Source organism: Streptomyces sp. NBC_00885 (genome assembly GCF_045207475.1).
Taxonomy (GTDB): Bacteria; Actinomycetota; Actinomycetes; order Streptomycetales; family Streptomycetaceae; genus Streptomyces.
In genome coordinates, this window is record NZ_CP108796.1 from 4506971 (window position 1) to 4524284 (window position 17314).

The following is a 17314-nucleotide window of genomic DNA, read 5'->3' on the forward strand; positions in this document are numbered from 1 at the left end:
CCTAGGCCGGGGGTGGCGTCGCCGCCCCCGGCAGCCGGATCACCGCGCGCGTACCGCCGCCCGCCGCCGGGCCCAGTGAGATCTCACCGCCCGACTGCTGCACCGTGCGGGCCACGATCGAGAGCCCGAGCCCCGAGCCGGGCAGCGCGCGGGCCGACTGCGAGCGCCAGAACCGCTCGAAGACATGCGGGAGTTCATCGTCGGGGATGCCCGGACCGTGGTCCCGCACGGTCAGCTCGCCCTGGCGCAGGCCCACCTCGACCGTCCCGCCCGGCGGCGAGAACTTCACCGCGTTGTCCAGCACATTGACCAGCGCCCGCTCCAGCGCGGCCGGCTCCGCCCGTACGTACCAGGGCTCCAGCTCGGCCTCGAAGCTCAGCTCCGGACCCCGCAGCCGCGCCCGCTCCAGCGCGGCCTGGGCGATCTCGTGCAGGGCGACCACCTTCAGCGGCCCCCGGTCCACGGCATCGGGCCGCGAGAGCTCCTGCAAGTCGCCGATGAGCGCGGCCAGTTCCGTCATCTGCGCCTTGACCGAGGCCATCAGCGCGGCCCGGTCGGCGGGCGGGATCGCCCGGCCCGTCGCGTCGCTGCGCGCCAGCAGCTCGATATTCGTACGCAGCGAGGTCAGCGGCGTACGCAACTCGTGCCCGGCGTCCGCGATCAGCTGCGCCTGCCGGTCGCGGGAACTGGCGAGCGCGGCGGTCATCGAGTTGAAGGAGCGGGACAGCCGGGCGATCTCGTCCTCTCCCTCGACCGGGATGCGCACGGTCAGATCCTCGGTACGGGCGACATGCTCGACGGCCCCGGTGAGCCGGTCGACGGGCTTGAGCCCGGTACGGGCGACCCAGAGACCGGCGAGGCCCGCGCCGACGACGCCGATGCCGGAGGCGATGAGGAGCAGGAGGGCGAGGTCGTTGAGGGTGCCTTCGGTCGGCTTGAGCGGGTGTCCGATCAGCAGCGCGGTGTCCGAGACGACGCCGCCGCCAGGGCCCTGGGCGATGACCGCGACGGTGAGCACGCGGACATCATTGCCTTCGGTGTCCGTGCCGTTGCGGAAGGTCCAGATGGTCGGGTCCGCTCTGCGCGCCACGTCCTGGTCGCTGCTGTCGACCTTGACGGTGCCCGCGGAGATGCCGAAGACGCACGGCTTGTCGTCGGCTGTGCGGACGAGCTCGTAGTAGTAGACGGGCTTCCCCATGTCGGTGCGGGGGGCCGGGCTGTGGGGGCAGCTGCGCAGTCCGGCGGCGATCTCGGCGGTCCCCAACTGGATGCCGGAGATCTCGGCGCGCAGCTTGGAGTCGATCTCGTCGTACAGCTTGCCGCGTACGACGAACCAGCACGCGGTGGAGACGGCGGCGACCGCCACCGCAACGGCGACGGCCACGAGCAGTGCCAGCCGCGACCGCAGCGGCAGCCGGCGGAACCTACCGATCACTCCGGGCCGCCCGACCGCAACGCGTACCCCACGCCGCGCACCGTGTGGACCAGGCGCGGCTCCCCGGCCGCCTCCGTCTTGCGCCGCAGATACATCACATACACATCCAGCGAATTCGAACTGGGCTCGAAGTCGAAGCCCCACACAGCCTTGAGAATCTGCTCACGGGTCAGCACCTGACGCGGATGCGCCAGGAACATCTCGAGCAGCGTGAATTCGGTACGGGTCAGCTCCACCAGGCGCGTGCCGCGGTGGACCTCGCGGGTCGCCAGGTCCATCCGCAGATCGGCGAAGGCCAGCACGTCGTCGTCGTCCGCCGCGCCCGCCGTCGTCGCGTACGAGCTGCGCCGCAGCAGCGCGCGGATCCGGGCGAACAACTCGTCCAGCTCGAACGGCTTGACCAGATAGTCGTCGGCACCCGCGTCGAGCCCCGTCACCCGGTCGCCGACGGTGTCCCGCGCGGTCAGCATCAGGATCGGCGTCTTCGACCCCGCGGCGCGCAGCCGGCGAGCCGCGGTCAGGCCGTCCATCCGGGGCATCTGGATGTCGAGGACGATCAGGTCCGGTGCGTACGTCTCCGCCCGCGTGAGGGCCTCGACGCCGTCGACGGCGACCTCGGTCCCGTACCCCTCGAAGGCGAGCGAGCGCTGGAGCGCCTCACGGACGGCGGGCTCGTCGTCGACGATGAGGATGCGTTCGCCTTCGCGGGGGGTCGTCATGGCTTCAGCCTCGCACGCGCTCAGCTGTTGCCGCCGGAGCGCAGGTCGTCCAGGTCGGCCTTGACGGTGTTGACGGGGATGGCGAAGCCGAGCCCGACGCTGCCCGCGGTGGAGCCGGTGGCCGAACTGGGCGAGTACATGGCGGAGTTGATGCCGATGATCTCGCCGTTCATGTTGATCAGGGCGCCGCCGGAATTGCCGGGGTTGAGGGAGGCGTCGGTCTGGATCGCCTTGTACGTCGTCTTCGACGAGCCCGTGTCGCCGTTGAACTGCTGCCCGCCGAACTCGAAGGGCCAGCCCTGACGGGGGTTCTGCTGCTGACCGGGGTCCTGCTCCTTCGCGACGGTCACGTCGCGGTTCAGGGCGGAGACGATTCCGCTGGTGACGGTGCCGGTCAGGCCCTCGGGCGAGCCGATCGCCACGACCTCGTCGCCGACGGCGACCTTGCTGGAGTCGCCGAGTGCGGCGGCCTTGAGCCCGCTCGCGCCCTCCAGCTTGATCAGGGCCAGATCCTTGCCGGGGTCGGTGCCGACGACCTTGGCGGTGTACGTCCTGCCGGTGCTGAGCCGCGCCTTCACGGAGTCGGCCCCGGCGATGACGTGGTTGTTGGTGATGATCTCGCCGTCGGCGGTGATGATCACGCCGGATCCGGTGGACTGCCCGGCGCTGGAGGTCGCGTTGATCTCCACGATGCTCGGAGAGACGGCCTGGGCGACTGAGGCGACGGTGCCCTTGTTGCTCTGGGCGACGGTGGTGCCGGGCACGGCGGAGCCGCTGCTGCCGGTGTTGCTGTCGGTGAGCTGCTGCACGAGCGCGGAGGCGCCGCCGCCGATGACCGCGGCGGCGATGGCGACGGCGGCGATGAGCGCGACGGGCCGCTTGGCCTTGGCCCGCGGGGGCGGGGGCGCGGGCTGATGGGACGGGGGCGGGGGGTAGACGCCCGCGTCGTACGGCTGGTGCTGCGGCGGCTGGGGCTGCTGCGGGTAGCTGTAGTTGTCCGTCATGGCGCTACTGTCGGTCCCGTAGATGAGAGCAGCCTGAGGGTGCGCTGAGAAGCCCGACAGATCTGTGTATGCCCGACGCAAAGGTTCGGCACCGGCACACCCGGGACCTCTCAAGCCCGCGCCCCGGGGCTCGTGGTTGCTGCCCAGTGGGTGGCATCGCGGGGGCGAACCGTTCCGCGGCGCGAAGCTGCCGCGTCGGGGGTGTGGGGGCGTCAGCCCCCACATGGACCTCCCCCCCCGCAGGGGGGCTGGGGGCAGGCCCCCAGTTCAGGGAAGGGGCGGGGTGGGGGACAGAATCGCCCGCACCCCGAACCCCCGCGCGAGCCCTACACGCACCCGCACGACCGCCGGATCACCAATCCCGACGGGAACTGCTTCACCCTCTCCCGGCGCGACCCCACCACCCGAAGGCCGTCGTCCAGCACCAGGTCCACCGCCGCCCGTGCCATCGCCGGGCGGTCCGAGGAGACCGTCGTCAGCGGCGGGTCCGTGAGCGCCGCCTCCTTGACGTCGTCGAAGCCCGCGACCGCCAGCTCGCCCGGGACGTCTATCCGCAGCTCCCGCGCCGCCCGCAGTACACCGATCGCCTGGTCGTCCGTCGAGCAGAAGATCGCCGGCGGCCTGTCCGGCCCGGCGAGCAGCTTGAGGGCGACGAGATACGCGTCGTAGCGGTTGTAGGGGGCCTGAAACAACCGGCCCTCGACGGGCCGGCCGGACTCCAGCATCGCCCGCCGCCAGCCCTCGACGTGGTCCGCGACCGGGTCGCCGACCGCCGGGGTGTTCTCGATGCCGCCGAGGCAGGCGACGTACTCGTGCCCGTGCTCCAGCAGATGCCGGGTCGCGAGCTGCGCGCCGCCGATGTCGTCGGTCACAACAGCGACGTCGTCGATCGCCTCGGGCCGCTCGTGCAGAAGCACGACCCGCGCGTCCCAGGCCTCGATCTCGGCCGCTGCCCGTTCGCTGGGGCCCTGGCTGACCAGGATCAGCCCGGAGACCCGCATCCCGAGGAAGGCCCGCAGATAGTGGACCTCGCGCTCGTCGCGGTAGTCGGAGTTCCCGACGAGGACCATTTTTCCGCGCTCGGCCGCGGCCTGTTCCACCGCATGCGCCATCTCGGCGAAGAACGGCTGCCGCGCGTCCGGAACGATCATGCCTATGAGGTCGGTCCGCCGCGATGCCATCGCCTGGGCGACCCGGTCGGGCCGGTAGCCCAGCTCTTTGATCGCGGCGAGTACCCGCTCGCGCGTGGCCGGGGCGACCGGCCGGGGTCCGTTGTTGATGACGTAGCTGACGACCGCGGTCGAAGTCCCCGCCAGTCGCGCCACATCGTCCCGCGTCACCTTGGCCACGCGCGGCAGTCTACGCGGGGTGACCTACCTCTGGGCAGGGCGTACGGCTGCTTCATGCTCCTCGACCGGTTCGTCCGTACGGACTACGGGTTCCGCCGCCGTACGGGCGAGCGCGGCCGCAGCCTTCGCCTTGGCCTCCTCCGACGCGCGTTCGACCTTCTCGGGCGTGACGAAGCGGTAGCCCACGTTGCGGACGGTTCCGATCAGCGACTCGTGCTCCGGGCCGAGCTTCGCGCGCAGCCGACGTACGTGCACGTCCACCGTGCGCGTACCGCCGAAGTAGTCGTAGCCCCAGACCTCCTGGAGGAGCTGCGCGCGGGTGAAGACGCGCCCCGGGTGCTGCGCGAGGTACTTCAGGAGCTCGAACTCCTTGAAGGTCAGATCCAGGACCCGGCCCTTCAGCTTCGCGCTGTAGGTCGCCTCGTCCACCGACAGATCGCCGTTGCGGATCTCCATGGGGGAGTCGTCCGAGGTGATCTGCTGTCGGCCCATCGCCAGCCGCAGCCGCGCCTCGACCTCGGCGGGACCCGCTGTGTCGAGAAGCACATCGTCGATGCCCCAGTCCGCGGTGACGGCCGCGAGACCGCCCTCGGTCACGACGAGGATCAGCGGACAGCCGGGTCCGGTGGACCGCAGCAGCTGGCACAGCGACCGCACCTGCGGCAGATCGCGGCGGCCGTCGACCAGGATCACATCGGCACCGGGGGTGTCGACGAGAGCCGGTCCTTCGGCCGGGGCCACCCGGACGTTGTGCAAGAGCAGTCCGAGGGCGGGAAGCACCTCCGTCGACGGCTGGAGGGCATTGGTCAGGAGCAGCAGAGAGCTCATCGCGCCCCACCTGCCCGGGTCGTCCTGCGGTTGTGCACGGTTCGCTCGCCCATAACGTCGGTTCCTCCTCGGTCCCTGCGAGGACGTTGCGGCACTGCTTCGTACGATGGCTCCCGCGCCCTGAGAGCCTCTGTTCACCTGCCTGTAACAACGGCCGGGAAACACAAAAGGACCCGGGGGCTTCGTTGCCCGGATCCTCTGCCCAGCAGAATAACCCACATGAGTCCCCTGTCAGAGGGTCCATTTCACAGTTCGGACGCTTCCTCGACCACTGACGGTCCTCGACGCGCAATCCTGCGGACCGCAGACGGCGTCCGTATCGAGGCTGTGTACGAGCCGTGCAGCACGGGTGTCAGCGCGACCGCGATCGTCATCGCGCACGGTTTCACGGGGTCCGTGGACCGGCCGTCCGTACGCCGTGCCGCGCGTGTGTTCGCCCAGCGTGCCGCCGTGGTCACCTTCTCGTTCCGGGGCCACGGAGGCTCCGGCGGACGCTCCACGGTCGGCGACCGTGAGGTGCTCGATCTCGCTGCCGCGGTCGAGTGGGCGCGTGGACTCGGTCACACCCGGGTGGTGACGGCCGGTTTCTCGATGGGCGGCTCCGTAGTGCTGCGGCACGCGGCGATGCACGAGGGGCGCAAGGAGGCGCGCACGGACGCGGTCGCCGCCGTCAGTGCTCCCGCTCGTTGGTATTACCGCGGTACGGCCCCTATGCGACGGCTGCACTGGGTGGTTACGCGTCCGCTCGGCCGGCTCGTCGGCCGCTACGGCCTTGCCACCCGAATCCATCCCGAGGTCTGGGACCCGGTCCCGCTCTCCCCGGTGGAGTCCGTGCCGCTCATCGCCCCGACGCCGCTGCTGATCGTCCACGGCGACCGCGGCCCGTATTTCCCGGTCGACCACCCCCGGATGCTGGCCGCGGCGGGTGACGCCGAACTGTGGCTGGAGCCGGGCATGGGACATGCCGAGAACGCGGCCGACGAGGAGCTGCTGGCCCGCCTCGCCGACTGGCTGATCCGCGCGTAGCCCATCATGGAAGCCGACGAAAGGAGTGCCGTCATGGCAGCGGGAACGATCCGCTACTGGGCCGCGGCCAAGTCAGCGGCCGGAGTCGCGGAGGAGCCGTACGCGGCCCGAACGCTCGCCGAGGCACTCGATGCCGTGCGCGAACGACACCCCGGAGAACTGACGCGCGTACTGCAACGGTGTTCCTTCCTCGTCGACGGTGACCCCGTCGGAACCCGCGGCCATGAGACCGTACGGCTTGCCGAGGGCGGCACGGTCGAGGTGCTCCCGCCGTTCGCAGGAGGGTGAAGCGCGCAACATGAGCAGCGATCAGCAGTATCCCTACGGGCAGCAACAGCCGTACCCGGAACAGCAGCCGTACCCGGAGCAACAGCCGTATCCGCATCAGCAGTACCAGGACCCCTACCAGCAGCCGGTCTACGACTCGGGCGCCACGCAGACCTGGGAGGCCGAGACCTGGGACACGCAGTACCAGCCGGTCGTGCACCCCGCGCAGCCCGTGCACCCCGCCGCCCCGGAGGCCGCGTATCTGCCGCCGCAGGCCGCCTACCCGCTGCCGCCGGAGGCCCCGGCCCCGGAGCCCGAACCCGCGGCTGCGTACGCGCCGCCCGCCGCCGACGGATACAGCGCCCCCACCACCCTCGGCAACGCCCGGATCACCGACGCCCAGCGCGCCCGCGCCGAGGGACGCTCGCCGATCATCCCGCCGGGTATGCAGCCCGCAGGGCTGACCGCCGCCCTCGGAATGCTGTTCGCGGTGTGCGCGGCCGTCGGCCCGTACGCCCTGCTCGTGCCGCTCGTCCTGCTCCAGGCGCTCACCGCCGCAGGCTGGTTCCGGCTGAACGGCATGTGGCCCGCCCGGCAGGGCATCGCGCTCGCCTTCGCCGGCGGCCTCGCCGCCGACGCCGTACTGCTGTCCGTCGGCCGCGAGCACGCGCCCGCCGCGATCATCGGCACGCTCGGCGTCTGGGTGCTGCTCACGCTCGTACTGCAGCTGCGCAGCCACGCTGGCGCCGACGAGCGGATGTACGGCCTGATGGCGACCGTCGCATCGGCCGCGCTCGCCATCCTTGCCACCGGGCATCTCGCCGCCGCTGAGGACGCCGTGGTCATCGGCGGGATCGCGGTCGCCGTCACCGTCCTGGCCCGCGCGCTGCCCCTGCCGGGTGTCGCATCCGTCCTGCTCACGCTGCTGGCCTCGGCAGGCGCCGGCATCGCGGGCGGAGGTCTGACCGGTATCGGCGCCGAGGGCGCGCTGCTCGGCCTCGTCGCGGGTGTCTGCGCGCTGGTCGGACTGCGGGTCGCGAGCTACGACTACCCCTCCCGCTTCGTCCACCTGACGGCGGGTGTGGCCCTGCCCCTGACCGCCGCGGCCCCCGCCGTCTACCTGATCGGCCGCGCGCTGGTGTGAGCAGCGCCCGGGTGTGACCTGTGTGGTGCCCCCGGCCAGGAACCAATGCCCCTGCGCCAATCGTCGATCATTCGACAGAAGGCGTCGTCCGCACTGGTCTAGGCTCGCGGCGTCACGGGGGGCCGGACGGACAGGGTGGGGGACACCGAGCAATGCGCGCACTGCGAATACTGCTGATCGTCGTCGTGATCCTCGGCGGCATCTTCGTCGCCGCGGACCGGATCGCGGTGAACATGGCCGAGTCCGAGGCGGCCGACAAGATCAAGAGCAGTCAGGGGCTGAGCTCGACTCCCGAGATCTCGATCAAGGGCTTCCCCTTCCTCACCCAGGTCGTGGGCAAGGAACTCGACGAGGTCGACGTCAGCCTCGCCGGCATCACGGCCAGCGCGGGCGGCCGCTCGGTCAACGTCACCGAGGTCAGGGCCGAGCTGCGCAGCGTGAAGATCGACAGCAGCTTCTCCTCCGCCGTCGCGGACCGGGCCGACGGCTCCGCCCGGATCTCCTACGCCGATCTGACGAAGGCCGCGCCCCAGGGCGCCACCGTCAGCTACGCGGGACCCGAGCGGGCCGCGAAGGGCCAGGTCAAGGTCACCGGGCCGCTCACCGACCTGCTGGAGGGCGCGGGCATCAACGTGCCCGGCGCGTTCAAGGGCCTGCTCAAGGGCCGCACGGTCACCGCGTACAGCACCGTCGGGCTCACGGGCGGCAGCACGGTCCAGCTGAAGGCCGAGTCGCTGCCGAGGCTGCCGCTGCCGGGCTTCGACAAGAAGCTGCGGCAGGTCATCGACTACGACCTGAAGATCGCCGGGATGCCGTCCAGCATCAAGCTGGACAAGGTCCAGGCGACGGACGCGGGCCTGCACTTCTCGGGCAGGGGCACGAACGTCTCCCTGGCGGGCTGAATTCCAGCCTGTCCAGCGTTGTGAGGACACGACCGAAGGCCGGAAATACCGGCGGACCGCGTACACCCCGGCCGCATGGTGAGACACCCCTGTCCGCTGAGCAGAAAGAACGCGGACGGATTCCGCCGCCGGGGCGGGCCGGAGCCGTCCGGGGCGCGGATCGTTCCGCATAGTGGACGATCGCGTCTCAACATCCGACACGCCGGTGACATGGCGGCCGAACCGTCCCTACGATCGGACGCATGAAGCGACAGGCGGAACTCACGAAGCGGCGGGCAGTAGACCTGTGCCGCGTCGCCGCCATGCTCTGTCGCACCTTCTGAGCGGGAGCCCGACTCCCGTATCCCCCGAGCCCTTCGACGTGTTGTCAGGGCCGCCCCTCGTGCCGGTAAGCCGCGCGCTGCGCCTACCTGCACACCCTCTCTTCGCATCACCCGCCGCACCTGCCCCGGAGGAGAAAGAGCATGAGCCGCAGCGACGTCCTGGTAGACGCCGACTGGGTCGAGGCCCACATCGAGGACCCGAAGGTCGTCATCGTCGAGGTCGACGAGGACACCTCCGCGTACGACAAGAACCACATCAAGAACGCCGTCCGGATCGACTGGAAGAGCGACCTCCAGGATCCGGTCCGCCGTGACTTCGTCGACCAGGAGGGCTTTGAGAAGCTCCTCTCGGCGAAGGGCATCGCCAACGACGACACCGTCGTCCTCTACGGCGGCAACAACAACTGGTTCGCCTCGTACGCCTACTGGTACTTCAAGCTCTACGGCCACGACAGCGTCAAGCTCCTCGACGGTGGCCGCAAGAAGTGGGAGCTCGACTCCCGCGACCTGGTCGACGGCTCCGAGGTTCCCGGCCGCCCGGCCACCGAGTACAAGGCCAAGGCCCAGGACACCTCCATCCGCGCCTTCCGCGACGACGCCGTCGCCGCGATCGGCAGTCTGAACCTGGTCGACGTGCGCTCGCCCGACGAGTTCAGCGGCAAGCTGCTCGCCCCGGCGCACCTCCCGCAGGAGCAGTCGCAGCGTCCGGGCCACATCCCGTCCGCGCGCAACATCCCGTGGTCCAAGAACGCCAACGACGACGGCACCTTCAAGTCGGACGACGAGCTCAAGGCGCTCTACGCCGAGGAGCAGGTCGACCTGGCGAAGGACACCATCGCGTACTGCCGCATCGGTGAGCGCTCCGCGCTGACCTGGTTCGTCCTGCACGAGCTGCTCGGCGTCCAGAACGTCAAGAACTACGACGGCTCCTGGACCGAGTACGGCTCCCTCGTCGGTGTGCCGATCGAGCTCGGCGCCAACAAGTAATCCCTCTCTCCCCTCCCTCCCCCGCTCACGAAGGACAGCCTCTATGTGTGGAGCAAAGGCCGGCGGCCCCGACGCTTCGACGATCAAGCCCGGCGAGACGACCATCCAGGGCAGTGTGACCCGCGACGGCGAGCCCGTCACCGGCTACGTGCGCCTGCTGGACTCGACCGGTGAGTTCACCGCCGAGGTCCCGACCTCGGCGACCGGACAGTTCCGCTTCTACGCGGCCGAGGGCACGTGGACGGTGCGCGCGCTCGTCCCGGGCGCCACGGCGGACCGTACGGTCGTCGCGCAGACCGGTGGCCTGGCTGAGGTGGCCATCGCCGTCTGAGTCATCTCGTACTGGCCGAAGGGCCGCACCCCAGGGGGTTGGACGCTTACCTGGAACGGGTGCGGCCCTTCGGTCGTTCCGTTTCCGGCCGTACGCTGAAGGTATGTACGCGCGGCGCCGTCACGCCTACTTCCTGCTGATGGGCGGATGCCTGGTCCTGTTCGTGTCCGCCTGGGCCTTCGTGCGGCTGTGGTCGATCCCCGCCGCCGTCGGCATGTGCGTCGTCGCCATGGTCATCCCGCCGGTCGCCGCGATGGTCGCCAATGCGCGCGGGCCCGAGGATCGCTGGTGGGACGACCCGTCCGGGGATCCGAAGTCCGACGAGTGGTGGGACGAGCTCGACGGCAAGAAGCGTCACTAGAGGCTGTCCGGCGCTCGTTCAGCAGCCGTCACCAGCCCTCAGTAGACGAGCGCCTGGACGCCGTCCGGCATGATCTCGCTGACGAAGACCTGCGCGCCCGCGATCCGTACGCCGTCGAGCACATCCTTCTCCGTGATGTCCCGCCGGGCCGCGCACTGTGTGCAGAGCGTGATCTGTCCCGCCGCCAGGATCGACTCGATCAGATCGGGCAGCGGCGCCGCATGCGGCAGCTCGAACTCCGCCGCCCTGCCCGGCAGCGCGAACCATGAGGACTCGCCGGTCAGCCAGAGCGACACCTCCACGCCGCTGGCGACGGCGACGGCCGCCACCGTGAAGGCCTGCGAGCAGCGTTCGGGCGCGTCGGCGCCGGCGGTCACCTTGATCACGAGCTTTTTCGACATGCCCGAACTGTAATCCCGGCCGGCACAACCCCGTCCGTACCTCGGTGGTCTGTGCTGTGCACAGGTAACGGGATCTGTGTCTCATGTCCCGTGGGGGGACCCTTTTGGAAACGCCAGAAATTTGTCCTGAGCGGCAGAAACCGCCGCGCCCGCCGCGCAGGCGGGGCCGTACGACCTTGCTGATCGCGGGCGCGGCGGTGCTCGGTGTGGTCGCCGGTGTGGTCACCGGTTACGCCGTGCAGTTCGACCGTGAACCGACCCCGCCGCCGCCGCTGTCGCAGCCTGACCTGCGTGATGCGAAGACCGTTCCGGCGGGCCCGGGCACCACCGCGCAGTCGGTCAATGTGCACCGCCGGGTCAAGACCGACGGTGATCTGCGCAAGCTGCTGCTGAAGAAGCCGAAAGGCGCCAAGGCCGACAAGTCGCTGTCCGAGGGCTGGACGAGCCTCGTGGAGTTCGCGCAGGGCTACAAAAAGCCGGACCGTATGTTCGCGGACATGGTGAGCGACGATCCCCGCCGGATCGCGACGACCTCCTGGGAGGAGCGTGGCGAGGTCTTCGTCACCGTCAACCTGATCCAGTTCCGCGACGACGACATCCTCGCCGCCCGCGACTGGGGCATCGGCCAGCAGGCCTACATGTCCTTGGACGACTACGCCGGAAACACCGGCGAGCCCATCCCCGGCAGCGGCAACGGACGGGTCTACGTCTACGACAAGCCGTTCCGCCAGGCGGGATACGAGCCGCTCTACGAGGCCAGGGTCATCGCCCAGCGCGGTGATGTCGTCATGGAGATCAGATACTTGAACAACACCCGCAAGGTCTCCGCGAAGGCCGTGATGTCCCTCGCCAAGCAGCAGCTGGAGCGCCTGTGACCGAGCAGCCGGCCACCCCTGGGACGTCGGAGGCCGGGGAATCGGCCCCGGAAATCCTCGCCACCCCCAAGGAGCCCCGCCGCATCAACCGCAGGCTGGTCGTGGGCGGTTGTGCGGTGCTCGCCCTCGCGGTCGTCGCGGGCGGCAGCGTCCTGGCACTGGACAGGCTCGGCGAAGCCGACCGCACAGCGCCCACCGTCGTGTGGGCGGATCCGAAGGGCGGGGCAGCAGCGGGTAACGCGAAGGCCGCGCAGCCCGAGGGACTCGCCGCCAGTCTGCTGCCGGTGCCGCACGGCTACGAACTGGGCCCGGACATCGGCGAGTACGGGAATGACGTCGTCCTCAACAAGAGGCAGGCCATCGCCGTGTTCAAGGAGGGCGCGCGCGATCTGCCCTCCGCCCAGCGCAACAAGAGCAACAAGGCTGTCGACAAGCTGAAGCTGCAGGGTGTCGCGATGCGCAGCTACCGGATCGGGGACGGCTCTCTCGTCATCGAGACGCGGCTCGCGCAGATCCAGAACGCCGGGAAGGGCCGCGAACTGGCCAACTTCCAGACCGAGTTCGCGAGCGCTCTCGGCATCTTCCGCAAGGGCCCGGCGATCCAGGGCTACAAGAACGCCCGATGCTTCCTGATGCCCAAGAACTCCAAGGAAAAGCTCGACGCCATGTTCTGCAGCGCCTACCAGGGCGATGTCCTGGTGAGCGCGACCGCGTACGGCGTCAAGCCGCTCAACACCATTGAGGCAGCGACGATGCTCTCCAAGCAGCTCGACCTACTGAAGTCTCCCGGGGAGTCCGTGTGACCGGCCAGATGCCTGAGACGCCGCAGATGCCCCCGCTGCCGGAGGCACCCGAGCCCGAGCCCGAGGCGGTGCCCGAGCCCGAGCCCGAGGCGGTGTCCGCGACTGAACCCGAGGCGGTGCCCGGGCCCGCGCCCGAGGCGGTGCCCGGGCCCGCGCCCGAGGCGGTGCCCGGGCCCGCGCCCGAGGCGGTCCCGGCGGCTGCGACCGCTACCGCAGCCTCGCCGGAGCCCGCGCCCAAGAGCGAGCGCCGGGGGCTGCGTGCCGCGCTCCGCTGGACCGCCGCCGTGCTCGTCTTCGGCTCCCTCGGTGCCGGTGTCGCGTACGGCATCACCGAGCAGACCCGTACCGACGTCCCCGGCCTCAGCACCAAGAACGACGGCCGCTGGGTCTATCCGAAGCTGACGATGCCGGTGCTTCCGGCAGGTGCCGAGCTGCCGTTCGACAAGGGCAACACCGGCCGGATCCACTACGCGAGCCTGAGCGCGCTGCTGCTTCCGGCGCCCGAGGGCGCGAAGGCCGTCCCGGCGGCGGGCGGCGGCAAGAACCTGGTGTCGGCGGACCGTTTCCTCGCGGAGTACCCCGAGGAGGACCGGGCCGACATGAAGCAGGACCTTACCGACGACGGTCTGCTCGACATCGCGGCCCGCGGCTGGACCATGCCGGACTCCACGTCGACCCGGATCTACCTGGTGCGCTTCCGGTCGTCCGCCTTCGCCGACTCGTTCTTCGTCAATCACCTCGGAGGGGACCTGGATGCCACCCGTCCGGTCATCGGGGTGGAGGAGAACGCGCCGTTCGACGAGGCGTACCCGTCCGTAGTGATGGTCCCCTCGACGGAGCACGTTGTGTACGACGAGGCGGCACCCCGTGGCCCCCTTCACGTCCGGCACGCGTACATCACGGCGGGCGACACGATCGCGCTGATCGTCCAGTCGAGGAAGGGCACGGCCGCCGCCGTCCCCTTCCACCAGACCGTCGTCCTGCAGAACCAGCTCCTCGGTTAGAGCGGCAGCGCGCCGGCGTGCTGGACCGCTGGCCGCACCTCAGGCAGAGGGCCGGGCGCCCACCCATTAGGCTGGGCTCCGGCCCTTTACTGCCCACCCGCTCATCCGAGGAGCACCCCGTGCTTGAGGCATTCTTCGAAGCCCTGCTGGTCCTGGTCTGCGTCGGCGTCCTCGCCTTCACCGGTCTGGCCGTGAAGAAGCTGTACCAGGGTCAGCGCTAGTCACACCCGTATATCTACAGATCGCCAGAGCTGCTCATGATCGAGATTCCGTCCGACCTGAACCCGGACCTCGTCCCCCTCGCCTTCCTCCTCGGTACCTGGGAGGGTGTGGGCGTTTCCGATTTCCCGGGGGCCGAGAAGTGCAACTTCGGCCAGTCCGTCACCTTCAGCCACGACGGCCGGGACTTCGTCGAGTACGTCTCCCACTCCTGGGTCCTCGACGCCGAGGGCAACAAGGTCAAGCCCCTGGAGTCCGAGTCCGGCTTCTGGCGCATCGACTCCGACCGCAAGGTAGAGATCGTCATGGTCCGTGACCAGGGCGTCGTCGAGGTCTGGTACGGCGAGCTCGCCGACCAGAAGCCGCAGATCGACCTGGTGACGGACGCGGTGGCGCGCACCCAGGCGTCCGGCCCGTACAGCGGTGGCAAGCGGCTCTACGGCTATGTGAAGGGCGACCTGATGTGGGTGGGCGAGAAGTCCACGCCGGAGGTCCCGCTGCGGCCGTACATGTCGGCGCATCTGAAGAAGGTCGTCTCCCCGGAGCAGGTCGCGGCGTGGGCCAAGGACCTCGGCGACCTCCCCGACGACGGCATCGCGTTCTTCAAGTAACCCGAAGTCTCTTCCCGGTGGCCCTGGCCCGCGGCCAGGGCTGCCTCTGTGGACGCAGCCCGTCCGCGGCGGTGCCCCGCCTACACTGGACCCGTGGTGAGCACCGACTGGAAGAGCGACCTGCGGCAGCGCGGCTACCGGCTGACCCCGCAGCGCCAGCTTGTCCTCGAAGCTGTCGACAAGCTTGAGCACGCGACGCCCGACGACATCCTCTCCGAGGTGCGCAGGACCGCGTCCGGCGTGAACATCTCCACCGTCTACCGCACGCTGGAGCTCCTCGAAGAGCTCGACCTGGTCTCCCACGCCCACCTCGGCCACGGCGCCCCCACCTACCACCTCGCCGACCGCCACCATCACATCCACCTGGTCTGCCGGGACTGTACGAATGTGATCGAGGCGGATGTCGAGGTCGCGGCGGACTTCACCGCGAAGCTGCGCGACACCTTCGGCTTCGAGACGGACATGAAGCATTTCGCGATCTTCGGCCGCTGTGAGACGTGCACCGCCGAGGCGCCGGCTACCGAGTCGTAGGCTTACCGCATGAAAAGCCCTCTGCTGTCCCTCCCGGGTGCTGTCGCCGCCGAAGGACATGACGAAGGAGTCGCCGCGCACTACGGCGATCTGTTCCGCGAACAGCGTGCCCTCGCGGACGGCACCGGCCTCGTCGATCTCTCGCACCGCGGTGTCGTCACCGTCACCGGCGACGACCGCCTGAGCTGGCTGCATCTGCTGCTCACCCAGCATGTGAGCGAGCTCCCGCCGGGGCAGGCCACCGAGGCGTTGATCCTCTCCGCGCACGGCCACATCGAGCACGCGCTGTATCTCGTCGACGACGGTGAGACGGTCTGGGCGCACGTGGAGCCCGGCACGCAGGAGGCGCTGATCGGCTATCTGGAGTCGATGAAGTTCTTCTACCGGGTCGAAGTGGCGGACCGCACCGAGGAGTTCGCCGTGGTGCATCTGCCCGCCGGCTCCATCGCCAAGGCGCCCGAGGGCGTGGTCGTACGGGAGACCGCGCACGGCCGCGATCTGTTCCTGCCGCGCGTCGGCCTGGAGTCGTACGCGGCACAGAACGGCCCGGCCGCCGGGATCCTGGCGTACGAGGCACTGCGCATCGAGACCCACCGCCCCCGCCTCGGCTTCGAGACCGACCACCGCACCATCCCGCACGAGCTGGGCTGGATCGGCAGCGCGGTCCACCTCCAGAAGGGCTGCTACCGCGGTCAGGAGACCGTCGCGCGTGTCCACAACCTGGGGAAGCCGCCGCGTCGCCTGGTCTTTCTCCACCTGGACGGCAGCGACGTGCACCTGCCGCCCCACGGCACCCCGCTCCGGCTCGCGTCGGAAGGCGCGGAGGGCCGCCAGCTGGGCTTTGTGACCACGTCCGCCCGCCACCACGAACTCGGCCCGATCGCGCTGGCGCTGGTCAAGCGCAATGTGCCGATGGACGCGCAACTGCTGGCCGGAGACACGGCGGCGGCGCAGGAACTCGTCGTCGAGCCGTAGCCCCGGTCTGAATCAGTACGCCTAGACCTCGATGATCACCGTGAACGGGCCGTGGTTCGTGAGCGAGACGAGCATGTCCGCCCCGAACCGGCCCGTCCGCACGGTCGCGCCCAGTGCCCGCAGCTGCGCCACCACATCGTCGACCAGCGGCTCGGCCACATCGCCGGGCGCGGCCGCGTTCCAGGTGGGGCGTCGGCCCTTACGGGCGTCCCCGTAGAGAGTGAACTGCGAAATCACCAGCAAGGGCGCGTTCACGTCCGAGCAGGACTTCTCGCCCTCCAGGATCCGCACCGACCAGAGCTTGCGGGCCAGCTGCGCCGCCTTCTCCCGGGTGTCCTCGTGGGTGACTCCCACCAGCACACACAGTCCTTCGCCGACGATCTCGCCGACCGTCTCGCCCGCCACGACGACGCTCGCGCCGTCCACCCTCTGCACCACCGCACGCATACAGACCAACCTATCTGGGGCTGAACGGGTGCAGAGCACCTGCGTCAGATGCGCAGGGAGTGGCACGATGCACCAAGACGGTGCTTCCCCCAGGCCCTCCGGGCCCGGGGAGACCACATGCACCGGTCGAGGGGACGGACACACGCATATGAGCACATCTGGCGCCGGGCAGCCGCTGCCCGGTCCCGTATCCACACCTGCATCTCCGGTCGGAACGACGTGTGCGGTGCGGCCGCCCGTGCAGCGCATCTCCGGCGCCCTGCCGGAGCCTCAGGAGTACGACCTTCCCGCCCTTCGGCTGCCCGAGCTGCGCACCCTGCGCCGTGACTCGCATCGCGACGAGGCGGATCTGAGCTACGTACGACGGCTGCTGCAGGGACGGATCGACATCCTGCGGGCCGAGCTGGCCCGGCGCAGAGATCCGGTGACGCCGGTCCTCCCTGAGTCCCCGGTCGTCGACCGGCTGTCGGAGATCCTGGCCGACGCGCCGTCGCGGCATCGCTCCTCCGCGCGCCATGTCACGCTCTCGACGCCGCACAACGAGGAGTACCGGCGCCTGGCCGCCGACATGCTCGCTGATGTCGAGCTTTCGGACCTCGACGCCCGCACGGACGAGGAGCTGCACGCCGCGATGGGACGGCTGATCCGCTACGAACAGCAGGTCTCCCGCCGCCGCCAGCTGCTGCAGCGGACCGCGGACGACTGCAGCGCCGAGATCGCCCGCAGGTACCGTGAGGGCGAAGCGCAAGTGGACGACCTACTCACCTGAAGC

General features: G+C 70.0%; 22 protein-coding genes. 15 read left to right on the top strand and 7 right to left on the bottom strand.

Features of this window, described 5'->3' with window-relative positions:
* Position 1 precedes the first annotated feature (1 nt).
* From OHA61_RS20460 to OHA61_RS20480, 5 genes are all read right to left on the bottom strand, one after another.
* A complete protein-coding gene (locus tag OHA61_RS20460; RefSeq protein WP_406304234.1) occupies positions 2 to 1435 on the bottom strand; it encodes a sensor histidine kinase in 1434 nt (477 codons plus the stop codon).
* Entirely contained in the window at positions 1432 to 2154 is a 723-nt protein-coding gene (locus OHA61_RS20465; protein ID WP_406304235.1) for a response regulator transcription factor, read from the bottom strand. Before OHA61_RS20465 ends, OHA61_RS20460 begins: the two co-directional genes overlap by 4 nt.
* 20 nt (positions 2155 to 2174) lie before the next feature.
* Positions 2175 to 3158 carry a S1C family serine protease gene (locus OHA61_RS20470; protein ID WP_406304236.1) on the bottom strand — a complete coding sequence of 328 codons (984 nt, stop codon included), beginning with the start codon at positions 3156 to 3158 and terminating at the stop codon, positions 2175 to 2177.
* Positions 3159 to 3484: 326 nt separating this feature from the next.
* Complete coding sequence (locus OHA61_RS20475) at positions 3485 to 4507, bottom strand: LacI family DNA-binding transcriptional regulator (protein WP_266481037.1); 1023 nt, start codon at positions 4505 to 4507, stop codon at positions 3485 to 3487.
* Between the two features lie 24 nt (positions 4508 to 4531).
* Positions 4532 to 5335, bottom strand: coding sequence for a response regulator transcription factor (locus tag OHA61_RS20480; RefSeq protein ID WP_324974807.1), 804 nt, complete (start codon positions 5333 to 5335; stop codon positions 4532 to 4534).
* 219 nt (positions 5336 to 5554) lie between these two features.
* On the opposite strand from OHA61_RS20480, the gene OHA61_RS20485 reads away from it, so the two are divergent.
* The 8 genes from OHA61_RS20485 to OHA61_RS20520 all read left to right on the top strand — a co-directional run bounded on the left by OHA61_RS20485 (position 5555) and on the right by OHA61_RS20520 (position 10676).
* Positions 5555 to 6361, top strand: a complete 807-nt coding sequence (locus OHA61_RS20485; protein WP_406304237.1) for an alpha/beta hydrolase family protein — start codon at positions 5555 to 5557, stop codon at positions 6359 to 6361.
* Positions 6362 to 6394: 33 nt separating this feature from the next.
* Complete coding sequence (locus OHA61_RS20490) at positions 6395 to 6649, top strand: MoaD/ThiS family protein (protein ID WP_324974813.1); 255 nt, start codon at positions 6395 to 6397, stop codon at positions 6647 to 6649.
* On the top strand, positions 6585 to 7772 hold the full coding sequence (locus tag OHA61_RS20495; protein ID WP_406304238.1) for a hypothetical protein: 1188 nt from the start codon (positions 6585 to 6587) through the stop codon (positions 7770 to 7772). The genes OHA61_RS20490 and OHA61_RS20495 overlap by 65 nt, the downstream gene beginning before the upstream one ends.
* Positions 7773 to 7924: 152 nt before the next feature.
* Positions 7925 to 8674 carry a DUF2993 domain-containing protein gene (locus OHA61_RS20500; RefSeq protein WP_406304239.1) on the top strand — a complete coding sequence of 250 codons (750 nt, stop codon included), beginning with the start codon at positions 7925 to 7927 and terminating at the stop codon, positions 8672 to 8674.
* A 242-nt stretch (positions 8675 to 8916) separates the two neighbouring features.
* Positions 8917 to 8997: a putative leader peptide gene (locus OHA61_RS20505; RefSeq protein WP_363051509.1), complete on the top strand. Its 81-nt coding sequence runs from the start codon at positions 8917 to 8919 to the stop codon at positions 8995 to 8997.
* Between the two features lie 141 nt (positions 8998 to 9138).
* On the top strand, positions 9139 to 9984 hold the full coding sequence (locus tag OHA61_RS20510) for a sulfurtransferase (RefSeq protein WP_361907132.1): 846 nt from the start codon (positions 9139 to 9141) through the stop codon (positions 9982 to 9984).
* Positions 9985 to 10027: 43 nt separating this feature from the next.
* Positions 10028 to 10315, top strand: a complete 288-nt coding sequence (locus OHA61_RS20515; RefSeq protein ID WP_142217934.1) for a DUF1416 domain-containing protein — start codon at positions 10028 to 10030, stop codon at positions 10313 to 10315.
* 103 nt (positions 10316 to 10418) lie between these two features.
* Complete coding sequence (locus OHA61_RS20520; protein ID WP_361907134.1) at positions 10419 to 10676, top strand: DUF3099 domain-containing protein; 258 nt, start codon at positions 10419 to 10421, stop codon at positions 10674 to 10676.
* Between the two features lie 38 nt (positions 10677 to 10714).
* Here the strand turns inward: OHA61_RS20520 and OHA61_RS20525 are convergent, their stop codons facing one another.
* A complete protein-coding gene (locus OHA61_RS20525; RefSeq protein ID WP_361907136.1) occupies positions 10715 to 11077 on the bottom strand; it encodes a DsrE family protein in 363 nt (120 codons plus the stop codon).
* A 176-nt stretch (positions 11078 to 11253) separates the two neighbouring features.
* Between OHA61_RS20525 and OHA61_RS20530 the strand changes: the two genes are divergently transcribed.
* The 6 genes from OHA61_RS20530 (at position 11254) to OHA61_RS20555 (ending at position 16095) form a co-directional block, all read left to right on the top strand.
* Positions 11254 to 11952 (top strand): hypothetical protein, encoded by a 699-nt coding sequence (locus OHA61_RS20530; protein ID WP_406304240.1) that lies wholly within the window; start codon positions 11254 to 11256, stop codon positions 11950 to 11952.
* The gene (locus OHA61_RS20535) at positions 11949 to 12755 is read left to right on the top strand and encodes a hypothetical protein (protein WP_406304241.1); all 807 of its coding nucleotides are present in this window, start codon (positions 11949 to 11951) and stop codon (positions 12753 to 12755) included. Before OHA61_RS20530 ends, OHA61_RS20535 begins: the two co-directional genes overlap by 4 nt.
* A complete protein-coding gene (locus tag OHA61_RS20540; RefSeq protein ID WP_406304242.1) occupies positions 12752 to 13759 on the top strand; it encodes a hypothetical protein in 1008 nt (335 codons plus the stop codon). Before OHA61_RS20535 ends, OHA61_RS20540 begins: the two co-directional genes overlap by 4 nt.
* 257 nt (positions 13760 to 14016) lie before the next feature.
* Positions 14017 to 14589: an FABP family protein gene (locus tag OHA61_RS20545; protein ID WP_324989063.1), complete on the top strand. Its 573-nt coding sequence runs from the start codon at positions 14017 to 14019 to the stop codon at positions 14587 to 14589.
* Between the two features lie 93 nt (positions 14590 to 14682).
* The gene (locus tag OHA61_RS20550; protein WP_361907146.1) at positions 14683 to 15120 is read left to right on the top strand and encodes a transcriptional repressor; all 438 of its coding nucleotides are present in this window, start codon (positions 14683 to 14685) and stop codon (positions 15118 to 15120) included.
* 9 nt (positions 15121 to 15129) lie between these two features.
* Positions 15130 to 16095, top strand: a complete 966-nt coding sequence (locus OHA61_RS20555; protein WP_406304243.1) for a YgfZ/GcvT domain-containing protein — start codon at positions 15130 to 15132, stop codon at positions 16093 to 16095.
* Between the two features lie 21 nt (positions 16096 to 16116).
* Here OHA61_RS20555 and dtd read toward each other — a convergent pair whose 3' ends face one another.
* The gene (gene dtd, locus OHA61_RS20560) at positions 16117 to 16542 is read right to left on the bottom strand and encodes a D-aminoacyl-tRNA deacylase (protein WP_406304244.1); all 426 of its coding nucleotides are present in this window, start codon (positions 16540 to 16542) and stop codon (positions 16117 to 16119) included.
* A 148-nt stretch (positions 16543 to 16690) separates the two neighbouring features.
* Between dtd and OHA61_RS20565 the strand changes: the two genes are divergently transcribed.
* Positions 16691 to 17311, top strand: a complete 621-nt coding sequence (locus tag OHA61_RS20565) for a hypothetical protein (RefSeq protein WP_406304245.1) — start codon at positions 16691 to 16693, stop codon at positions 17309 to 17311.
* Positions 17312 to 17314 lie beyond the last annotated feature (3 nt).